This is a genomic window from Corynebacterium sp. HMSC073D01 (assembly GCF_001815555.1).
Taxonomy (GTDB): Bacteria; Actinomycetota; Actinomycetes; order Mycobacteriales; family Mycobacteriaceae; genus Corynebacterium; species Corynebacterium glucuronolyticum.
In genome coordinates this window covers 34,147-41,817 of the sequence record NZ_KV821036.1, presented here as the reverse complement: position 1 = coordinate 41,817, position 7,671 = coordinate 34,147, and the positions used below count along the sequence as shown (strand labels likewise).

Sequence of the window (7,671 nt, the reverse complement as noted above, 5' to 3'; positions counted from 1 at the left end):
AACTAAACGCGCACCCAAACGTGCGCGCCCGCTATCCATCAACCAATTCCCCACCCACCGTCATATAAGAGTATTGTTGCGGGACATGACAACATTGTATGAACCGGTAACCCTTGGAAGCACCGAACTGAAAAGCCGCATCGTCATGGCCCCTCTCACCCGCACCCGCGCGGACCTCGACGGCACCCCCAATGACCTCCTCGTCGAGCATTATCGCCAGCGCGCGGGCCTCGGGCTCATTATCGCCGAGGGCACGTGGCCTACGATCGAGGGCCGCACCTGGTACAACCAGCCGGGCATCGCCACCGCCGCACACCGCGACGCCTGGCAGAAGGTGACCGACGCCGTCCACACAGCGGGTGGGAAGATTTTCCTGCAGATCATGCACGGCGGCCGCATTTCCCACGAGGAGATCACGGGCACCGGCCGCATCGTGGCCCCGAGCGCCATCGCCGCCCCGAATCCGATCCGCATTAAGGAGGGCAAGGCCTCGGCCCCGGTCCCGCATTCGCTTACCGCGGCTGAGATCGGCCAGATCGAGGACGAGTTCGTGCAGGCCGCCGAGCGCGCCATCGCCGCTGGTTTCGACGGCATTGAGCTCCACGGCGCGAACGGGTACCTCATTAACCAGTTCTTCTCCCCGGCGGCTAACACCCGCGACGACGCCTACGGCGTGGACCGTTCCCTCTTCGCCACGGAGGTGACCAATAAGGTTGCGGACGCTATCGGCGCGGACAAGGTCGCCATTCGCCTGTCGCCCGGCCAGAACATTCAGGGCGCTGACGAAACCGACCCGGAGGAGACCGCGAGGACGTATCTCACCTTCGCCCGCAACATCCCGCGTCTCGCATTCCTTCACGTCATGAACCCGGATCCTTCCGATTCGCTCGTCCAGGAGCTCCGCATCGGGCAAAACCTCGTCCTCAATACGGGCTTTGGCACGGTGACCACGAAGCAGGATGCCGAGCAGATCGTGGCCGCAGGCCATGCGGAGGCGGTCTCCGTCGGCCGCCGCGCCATGGCGAACCCGGACCTCGCCTACCGCTGGGAGAACAACCTTCCGGAAAACGAGCTCAACCAGGCCACCGTCTACGGCAGCGGCTCCGAGGGCTACACCGATTACCCCGCGTACCAGTAGCAGCGCGCTTACCTGTTTGTTCCTGCGTACGATGGAATTAAAAGGAGGCCACGATGACGAGTGGTGCTACGTACCGGTTTGCGCTTGCCCATATGGGCGGTCTCCTCGTGCAATTGGCGCCGGTTCTGGAGAATGCGACGCAGGATACTCTCACCTTTGTCCTCGTTAACTTCGACGCAGCCCAAGCCCGCCCCATCGGCATCCTCGAGACCATCCGCACCGTCGATATGGGAGATTTCTCGGGCCCCTCGTTCGAGCAGGTTGCCGAGTCTTTCGAGAAGGACTTCGGCGGCCCGCGCGGCCGCCATGGAGCGGGCCTTCCAACGCTTCCCGTTCTGGGCCCTGACGTACTCGGCCGACGGTTCGTGGGGCATCGTCGGCACGAGCTTTCCGGTCGAGTACGAGGATTTCGACAAACGCGCCATCCCCGCGCACCCACGGCCACTCTTCACTCCTTCCGCTGACCTCGGGGAACTGTAGTCTCCGCTTTTCGACGCCCCGCCGAACCCCTACTCCTCCGCAATCGCCTCCAGCGGGCTCGTCGCTGCCGCGGAGCGCGCAGGGATGGCGGCAGCGAGCACCCCAATGACGCCGGATGCCGCGAACATGAGCGCGATCTGCCCCCAGGGCATGACGATCTCTTCGATGCCAGACCCAGACAGAGCACGAAGGAAGCCCCAGCCAATAAACAGCCCGATGCCGGTGCCCAGCAGCGCGCCGTAAATGGCGATGATCACGGATTCGATGTAGATCATGCCCCTGACCTGCCGCGCATGCGTGCCCACGGCGCGGAGCATGCCGATCTCCTGCCGCCGCTCAGTAATGGATAGCGCTAGCGTGTTCACGATCCCCAAGATGGCGACGAGCACGGCGAGCCCGAGCAGCAGGTACAAAATGGTCAGCATCTGGTCGATGAGGTTCGCGTAGCTGTTGGAGTATTGCTCCTTGTCTTTGACGGAGACGACGAGGTACGGGTCTGTGACCTTCTCAATCGCGGCGCGCCCCTCCTCCAGCGTGATGCCGTCGGCAAGCCGCACGTACACCCTATCGGTTTTGATGTCATTGCCGGAGACGATCCGCGCGGCCAGCGGCTCCGCGATAATCGCGCGCCCGATGCCCACTGCCTGCCCGTATGTGCCGACCACGGGCGCGGTCGTCGTGTGCCCATCCAACGACGCCAGCTGCACCTGCGCGCCCACGCCGATCCCGAACCTCTCAGCCATGGTCTCGGCGAGCAGCACGCCGTTGCCGATCTCCAGCGTGCCGTCTACCAGTGGCATGTCGGTAAACCCGCGCGGCGCCCGCGTGGCCACCGGCGACCCCGGCGTGCCAAACGAGTCGGACATCGGCACCTCGTTAACAAAAATCGGCGCCTTCGACATGGTCATCACATCGTCCACTTCCGGCAGGTCAGCTACCTTGTCGGAGACCTCCCGCGGAATCGTAAGCGTGCTACTACCGCTCGCCCCGCCGGGCCCGGTGAGCACAAAATCCGCGGTCACGGACGTATCCAGCTGTCCGGTGAGGCTGTTTTTCATCGTCGCCCCGAGCGTGCCCACGGACGTGACCAGCGCGAGCCCGAGCGTCAGGGCGAAGGCTGTGGTTGCGGTCCGTCTCGGCGTTCGCCGTGCGTTCGTTGACGCTAGCTTGCCGACGGTTCCGAAGGGCGTCGCCACGAAAAACCCCAGGATGGCTGTGCATACGCGCGCCAGCGCGGGCCCCGCAAACCAGGCCCCGAGGATGAGCGCCAGCGACCCGCCGGCCATGCACCACGCGCGGGAGCCCGTCGAATAGCTCGGTGTGAGCGCACCGACGAGTCCCGCGAGAATACCACCGACGATGAGCACCGCCCCGGCGATGGTCCGCCCGCGTAGCGAGTCTGAGGAGCTCTGGTCGCCTGCGCGCATCGCCTGCACCGGGTGGACGGCCCCCGCCCGGCGGGCCGGTGACCAGGCGGCGAGCACGGTCACGAGGACCCCGAGTACTACGGGCACAATAATCGATTGGGGCGTGAGCATGAAGGTGCCGGGGCTGAGCACCGCCCCGCGCCCGGCGGCGATCGCCATGAGCGCCTGCACGAGCCCCCACCCTGCGATGACACCGAGTGCGGAGCCGATGAGCCCAACGATGATCGCCTCCACAATGACGCTCCGCGTGATCTGCCGCCGGGAGGTCCCCAGCGCCCGCAGCAGCGCAAACTCCCGCGTGCGCTGCGCCACGATCATGGAGAACGTGTTGGTGATGATGAAGGTGCCCACCACGAGCGCGATGCCGGCAAACGCCCACAGGAAGTAGTTCACAAAGCTAAGCGAGTCGGTGATCATGCTGGTCAGCTTGTCGGCGATGGCCTGCCCGGTCTGGAATTCCACCCCCGGGTACTGCGCCTTCAGCTTTTCCGTGAGCGCGTCTACGTCCGTGCCGTCCCTCAGCGAGATCGCGATCTCGTAGAGGTGCTTCCCGTCGGTGAACTCCGACAGGTACGTCGGCTCGTCAAAGGCCACGCTGACCAGTCCGGTCCCCATCATCGTCGGTGTGAACGTGCCGGTCACGGTCTTCGTGGACCGCCCCTTCGGCGTCACCACATCGAGAACATCCCCGGGCGCGACCTCGGCCTTCTTCGCCGATTCGCTGTCCAGCAGCATCTCGTCCGCCCCCGTCGGCGCGCTGCCGCTATCGAGCGTCCCGGCCACCTCATCTACCCAGATCACGCCTTGCGAGGCGCCCCCAGGCGTGAGCTTCAGCGGCTCGCCCGCCGGCGTCGCCACCACAATCGAGGTCGCATGGCTTGACGAGGGCTCGACCCTCTCCACATCCTCGCATCCCCGCAGGTCAGCGACCGCTTCAATCGGCGCATTATCCGTCAGCCCCATTGTCGACCCCATGACGAGGTCCACATCCGCGTACCGCGACGTCGCCATCTGGTCAAACGTGTTCGACAGCCCCGCCGTGAGGATGGACGACCCCGCAATGAACGCAGTCCCAAGCACAACAGCAAGCACCGTGAGCAGCAGTCGCACCTTGTGCGCGAGCACGTTCCGCCAGCTCACCTTCGCCAACGGCGCCCGCGTCCGCTTACGCGGACGCGTAGATAGTGAATGCTTCCCCATCAGTTCAGCCCCGCCATCGTCTCGAGGATCTCCTCCGTCGAGGGCTTCATCAGCTCCTTCGTGATCCGCCCGTCGGCAAGAAACACGACGCGGTCGGCATAGCTCGCCGCAGTCGCATCATGGGTCACAATAACCACGGTCTGCCCCCACTCGTCCACGGAATTGCGCAGAATCGCCAGCACCTCCGTCGAGGCATTGGAGTCCAGGTTGCCGGTCGGCTCGTCCCCGAAAATGATCCGTGGCCTGCTCACCAGCGCCCGCGCCACGGCCACGCGCTGCTGTTGCCCACCGGACAGCTCGCTCGGTCGATGTCCCAGCCGCTCACCTAGTCCCAACTTGTTCACAACAAGTTGGTACCACTCGTAGTCCACCTCCCGCCCCGCAATATCCGTCGGCAGCGTAATATTCTCCGCCGCCGTCAGCGTCGGCACCAGGTTAAAGGATTGGAACACAAACCCCAGCTCGTCCCGGCGCAGATCAGTCAGCTCCTTATCATTCAGCGTGCTCACATCCACATCGCCGATAAACGCTTGACCGGAGGTGATCGAGTCGAGCCCCGCCATAGTGTGCATGAGCGTCGACTTCCCAGAGCCACTCGGCCCCATGATGGCCGTGAACTCCCCCTCCCGGAACTCTATGGAAACGTGGTCGAGTGCGGTGACCAGCGTGTCACCGCTTCCATACGTTTTCACAATATCCACTGCACGGGCTGTTCCAGACATACCTCTACATTACATAGGCACGGGAACGCCGGGGCTGTGCAAAGTACATTGCAAAGTAGATTGCAAAGTAGATTGCAGTGCAATGAACATTGCAATCTACATTCGTTGCAGAGCAGTGAAAGGGTTGACAAAAAGCCGTTGTAGTGCAGTAAAAGGTGCAATGCACATTCTTTTCAAAGCCTGGCCCGCCCCACACAGTTGCTCGCGGTACCTTTTGTCCACGCCCCCACGACGACCAGTAACCACCCGTGACAAAACTTACGGTTTTGTTGCTGCAAACCTGCGGAATTCCCAGGTGGTCAGATCGGCTACCCTAGATCCGGTTACCTTTTGTCTACGCCCTCCATTAGAGCGCCACCATCAGGTCCAGGCTGGCAGCAACGGGACTCACACCAAACCAGGTATACCGCAGTCTGCAGAAGAACAGCCACATTCAAAAAGTCCGCGATCTAGAAGATAAGCGAGTTATCCGCTCCTACCTCGAAAGCTAAGTAGACGGCTTCTCATTTGGCATGTGATCGCTCGCGGTTCCCACAGGTATTCGGGTACGGTTTGTCCGCGTGTTCACGAGCGTAACCACCTCTCCTGACAAAAAGTAGACGGCTATTTCCAGGTCGCCCCCATCGTTCCAGTTGGTCAAACCTGCTACACAGAATCCGTCTACCTTTTTCTCGCACCCCGCCCAAAGCCCAGCAGAACCTACAGCGAAAACTCCCGCTCCCGCCCATCCACCGGATCCTCGAACCGCAGGGAGTACGCCGTGAGCCCCAAAGGCCGCGTGAAGTCGTCCATGAGGTCGTCGCGGATCGCGGGGTACAGCGGATCGTTCACGATGGGCACGCCCGCCTCGCACATATGCAGCCTGAGCTGGTGTGTCTTCCCTGTATGCGGCGCCAACACGTGCACCCGCCCGGAAACAGAAATCACATGCGTCTCAGCGTTGGCCTCCCCATCAACCGTGTGTGCCTGCAAATCCCCCGGCACCTTCGAGATCCGCGAACGCCACACGGTTCCCGGCGCAACAGACGAAGGACCAGCGGATACGGCATGATACGTCTTCTGCACCGCGCGCCGGGCAAACATCTCCTGGTACGCGCCCCGAAATTCCCGCGACTTCGTGAACAGCAGCAACCCGCTCGTGTGCCGATCCAAGCGGTGTGCAGGGGAGAGCTCCTCATTCCCCGTCGCCCGCCGCAGCCGCACGACGGCTGTCTCCGTAACATGCGCCCCCTTCGGCACGGTCGCCAAAAATGGCGGCTTGTTCACCACCAGCACCCGCGAGTCTTCGTACACGGTCTCAATGGAAAATGGCACGTGCGGTTCCGGCGCGGGCATCCGGTAGAAGTAGACGTCCTCCCCAGCGGCCAACACCTGCCCCGGCGCAATCACCTGCCCACGCCTGTCCCGCACCTCACCGGCAGCAAACCGTTTGTCAAGCGCCCGCGCATCATCCTCCGGGTGCCGATGTCGCTGCCCTGCGATCACCGCAGCCAAAAAATCCCTCGCCACAATCGAATACGGGGCGCGCACGCGGGAGGCGGTGAGCCCGTTGCGCGGGGGCAGTGGCTGTACGATAGGGCGCATGAATCTTGATTTTCTCACAGATGCGTTTGTTACTTACTCTTCCGAGGGCATTGGCAAGGCTATTGCTGATGTGATCAGGGCACTGTACCACGTTTTGTTCCCGGCAAATGCCGATGCCCCGCATACCCTTCCCCCCATTGAGTAAAAAAGGCTACCGGCCAACCACCCCCTGCCGGTAAACTGTAGTCAGATATCCGCGAGAGAAGGGTTAACACCATGTCTAAGGAAGAACTCATTGTTTGTGCTGTCGATGGCTCCGAGGCCGCGGAGGTTGCGGTTGCGTGGGCTGCCAACACGGCGAACAAGCGCGACTGCCCGCTCCAGCTGGTTTCCAGCTACTCCATGCCGCAGTTCCTCTACGCTGAGGGGATGATCCCGCCCCAGGAGCTTTACGACGACCTCCAGGCCGAGACCATGGAAAAGATCGAGGCTGCCAAGAAGGTCGCTTTGGGGATCGCTCCGAACATCAAGATCGGTCACACGGTTGCGGAGGGGAGCCCCATCGATATGCTCCTCGAGATGGCTGAGGACGCAACGATGATCGTCATGGGTTCCCGTGGTCTCGGTGGGCTTTCGGGTATGGTCATGGGTTCGGTCTCCGCCGCCGTTGTGTCCCACGCGTGCTGCCCGGTGGTCGTCGTCCGTGAGGATAACCAGCTGACGCCGGATAACAAGTACGGTCCGGTCGTCGTCGGTGTCGATGGTTCCGAGGTGTCCGAGCGCGCCACGCGTCTCGCCTTCGAGGAGGCCCACGCCCGTGGTGCCAAGCTGAAGGCTGTCCACACCTGGATGGATATGCAGGTGCAGGCCTCTCTTGCTGGTCTCGCCGCCGCTCAGCAGCAGTGGGAGGCGGTCGAGGAGGAGCAGCACCGGCTGTTGTCCGAGCGTCTGGCCGGCTACGCCGAGGAGTTCCCGGATGTGGAGGTCGAGAAGATCATCACCCGCGATCGTCCGGTCCGTGCGCTTGCCGATGCCGCCGAGGGCGCTCAGCTCCTCGTCGTCGGATCCCATGGGCGTGGTGGCTTCAAGGGCATGCTGCTCGGCTCCACCTCTCGTGCTCTGCTGCAGTCGGCTCCCTGCCCGATGATGGTTGTCCGCCCTGATTGCAAAGATTAGGTAA

General features: G+C 62.9%; 7 protein-coding genes. 4 read left to right on the top strand and 3 right to left on the bottom strand.

Going from position 1 to position 7,671, the window contains the following annotated elements:
- The first annotated feature begins 85 nt into the window (after nt 1-85).
- Both HMPREF3044_RS05725 and HMPREF3044_RS12905 read left to right on the top strand, forming a co-directional pair.
- Nucleotides 86-1,138 carry an alkene reductase gene (locus HMPREF3044_RS05725; protein ID WP_070739908.1) on the top strand — a complete coding sequence of 351 codons (1,053 nt, stop codon included), beginning with the start codon at nt 86-88 and terminating at the stop codon, nt 1,136-1,138.
- 53 nt (nt 1,139-1,191) lie between these two features.
- Nucleotides 1,192-1,602: a hypothetical protein gene (locus HMPREF3044_RS12905; protein WP_141759646.1), complete on the top strand. Its 411-nt coding sequence runs from the start codon at nt 1,192-1,194 to the stop codon at nt 1,600-1,602.
- A 45-nt stretch (nt 1,603-1,647) separates the two neighbouring features.
- Here the strand turns inward: HMPREF3044_RS12905 and HMPREF3044_RS05715 are convergent, their stop codons facing one another.
- The 3 genes from HMPREF3044_RS05715 to HMPREF3044_RS05705 form a co-directional block, all read right to left on the bottom strand.
- The gene (locus HMPREF3044_RS05715; protein ID WP_070739902.1) at nt 1,648-4,245 is read right to left on the bottom strand and encodes an ABC transporter permease; all 2,598 of its coding nucleotides are present in this window, start codon (nt 4,243-4,245) and stop codon (nt 1,648-1,650) included.
- A complete protein-coding gene (locus tag HMPREF3044_RS05710; RefSeq protein ID WP_070739899.1) occupies nt 4,245-4,967 on the bottom strand; it encodes an ABC transporter ATP-binding protein in 723 nt (240 codons plus the stop codon). Before HMPREF3044_RS05710 ends, HMPREF3044_RS05715 begins: the two co-directional genes overlap by 1 nt.
- Before the next feature lie 699 nt (nt 4,968-5,666).
- Complete coding sequence (locus HMPREF3044_RS05705) at nt 5,667-6,551, bottom strand: pseudouridine synthase (protein ID WP_070739896.1); 885 nt, start codon at nt 6,549-6,551, stop codon at nt 5,667-5,669.
- On the opposite strand from HMPREF3044_RS05705, the gene HMPREF3044_RS13095 reads away from it, so the two are divergent.
- Nucleotides 6,550-6,696: a hypothetical protein gene (locus HMPREF3044_RS13095; protein ID WP_005388055.1), complete on the top strand. Its 147-nt coding sequence runs from the start codon at nt 6,550-6,552 to the stop codon at nt 6,694-6,696. The genes HMPREF3044_RS05705 and HMPREF3044_RS13095 overlap by 2 nt on opposite strands.
- A gap of 71 nt (nt 6,697-6,767) precedes the next feature.
- Entirely contained in the window at nt 6,768-7,667 is a 900-nt protein-coding gene (locus HMPREF3044_RS05700; RefSeq protein WP_070739893.1) for a universal stress protein, read from the top strand.
- The last annotated feature ends 4 nt before the right edge of the window (nt 7,668-7,671 follow it).

What these genes read in the sequence shown, in the direction of transcription:
- HMPREF3044_RS05725 (WP_070739908.1), top strand. Translation starts at nt 86, where the DNA reads ATGACAACATTGTATGAACCGGTAACCCTTGGAAGCACCGAACTGAAA.
- HMPREF3044_RS13095 (WP_005388055.1), top strand. Translation starts at nt 6,550, where the DNA reads ATGAATCTTGATTTTCTCACAGATGCGTTTGTTACTTACTCTTCCGAG.
- HMPREF3044_RS05715 (WP_070739902.1), bottom strand. Translation starts at nt 4,245, where the DNA reads ATGGGGAAGCATTCACTATCTACGCGTCCGCGTAAGCGGACGCGGGCG.
- HMPREF3044_RS05710 (WP_070739899.1), bottom strand. Translation starts at nt 4,967, where the DNA reads ATGTCTGGAACAGCCCGTGCAGTGGATATTGTGAAAACGTATGGAAGC.
- HMPREF3044_RS05705 (WP_070739896.1), bottom strand. Translation starts at nt 6,551, where the DNA reads ATGCGCCCTATCGTACAGCCACTGCCCCCGCGCAACGGGCTCACCGCC.
- HMPREF3044_RS12905 (WP_141759646.1), top strand. Translation starts at nt 1,192, where the DNA reads ATGACGAGTGGTGCTACGTACCGGTTTGCGCTTGCCCATATGGGCGGT.
- HMPREF3044_RS05700 (WP_070739893.1), top strand. Translation starts at nt 6,768, where the DNA reads ATGTCTAAGGAAGAACTCATTGTTTGTGCTGTCGATGGCTCCGAGGCC.